This is a genomic window from Streptomyces sp. S6, from assembly GCF_054880855.1.
Window position 1 is genome coordinate 1 of the sequence record NZ_JBTYMC010000641.1, and the last position, 1375, is coordinate 1375.

The 1375-nt window shown below is 74.9% G+C and carries 1 protein-coding gene and 1 pseudogene; one reads left to right on the forward strand and one right to left on the reverse strand.

Annotated elements, in window-relative coordinates:
* Positions 1–1075 (reverse strand): sensor histidine kinase (locus ACVNF4_RS36050; RefSeq protein WP_461807037.1); only part of this gene is annotated, 1075 nt, incomplete at its 3' end.
* Positions 1076–1184: 109 nt separating this feature from the next.
* Here ACVNF4_RS36050 and ACVNF4_RS36055 point away from each other — a divergent pair.
* Positions 1185–1375: pseudogene (locus ACVNF4_RS36055) on the forward strand (hypothetical protein); the annotation flags it as partial.

The window sequence follows — 1375 nt, forward strand, 5'->3', positions numbered from 1 at the left end:
CGGCCCGCTCCCGGATCCCGCGCAGCCCGCTGCCCCGCCCCGCGCCGGGTGTCCGCGCGGTCAGCGGATTGCGCACCTCAAGGCGCAGGACGTCCGCCTCGACCCCCACCCGGACCCGCACCGGCACGGGCCCCGCATGCCGCAGGACGTTCGTCAGCGCCTCCTGGAGGATGCGGTAGCTCTCCCGGGACACCGGCCCCGGCACCCGCTCCAGCGGCCCCGACACCTCCGCGTCCACCACGGCCCCCGACGCCCGCGCCGACTCCAGGAGCCGGTCCGCCTCGGCGAGCGTCGGCCGCGCGCCCGGCGGACGCTCCGACTCCCGCAACACCCCGAGCACCCGCTCCAGATCCTCCAGCGCCGTCCGCCCCGTCTCCTCGATCGCCTCCAACGCCCGCGAGGTGAACGCCGGATCACCGGCCACCTTCGCGGCACCCGCCTGCATGACCGCGACCGTCAGCGCGTGCCCGATCGAGTCGTGCAGCTCCCGCGCGATCCGCGTGCGCTCCAGCAGCCGCTCCGTACGCTCCTCCAGCGCCGCGAGCCGCTCGGCGGCGGAAGGACCGAGCAGCGCGCGGGCGGCGGCCGTGACGAGCAGACCGAGGCCCACGACGGCGCCGTACAGCGCGAGGAGGGCAAGCGGGACCAGCAGGGCGTACGCCCCGTGCGGGGACAGCACGCCGAGGACCGGGACGTCCTCCGCGTACCCGAGCGCCAGGCGGACCAGGGTGTACGCCGCCATCAGGGCCCACGTGCACGTGAGGGTGGCCAACAGCCCCAACGCGAGGCGCACTTCGAGCCAGACGACCGTCCGCAGCCGGTCCCGCCAGGTCGCCGACGGGGCGATCGAGAACCCGGGGTCCTCCTCGCCCGGCGTCAGCATCCACCGCGCCTGCACACCCTCACCCGTCCGCACCCCCGCGACCAGCCCGGCCGGGATCACGAACAGCGCGACCAGCCAGGGCCGGTGGGGATCGATGAACATCCACAGGCTCACCACGAGCATCGGCACCCACAGATGCAGGAGCCGTGTGTACGTCGTCCCCCGCAGCAGCGGGCGCAGGAACCGGGCCATACGGACATCGTGACAGCCGCCACCGACAACGGGCCTCCCCCGAGCGAGGGAGACGGTTCCCACGCCCGGGGGAAGCCCCTGAGCAGGCAGTACCCCGACAGTGGTGGACATGACCAGCATCGACGTCCGCGACCTGACCAAGGTCCACGGCACCCGCCGCGCCGTGGACGGTCTCACCTTCAGCGTCCCGCCGCCGTGTGGTCCCCCCAGTGGGGCGTCCCGCGCCAGATCCAGGCGTGCCCCGCCTGCGCGCAGCGGGTGCAGACCACGCCCCCGCCCTACTACGCGCCGCAGGCCGGA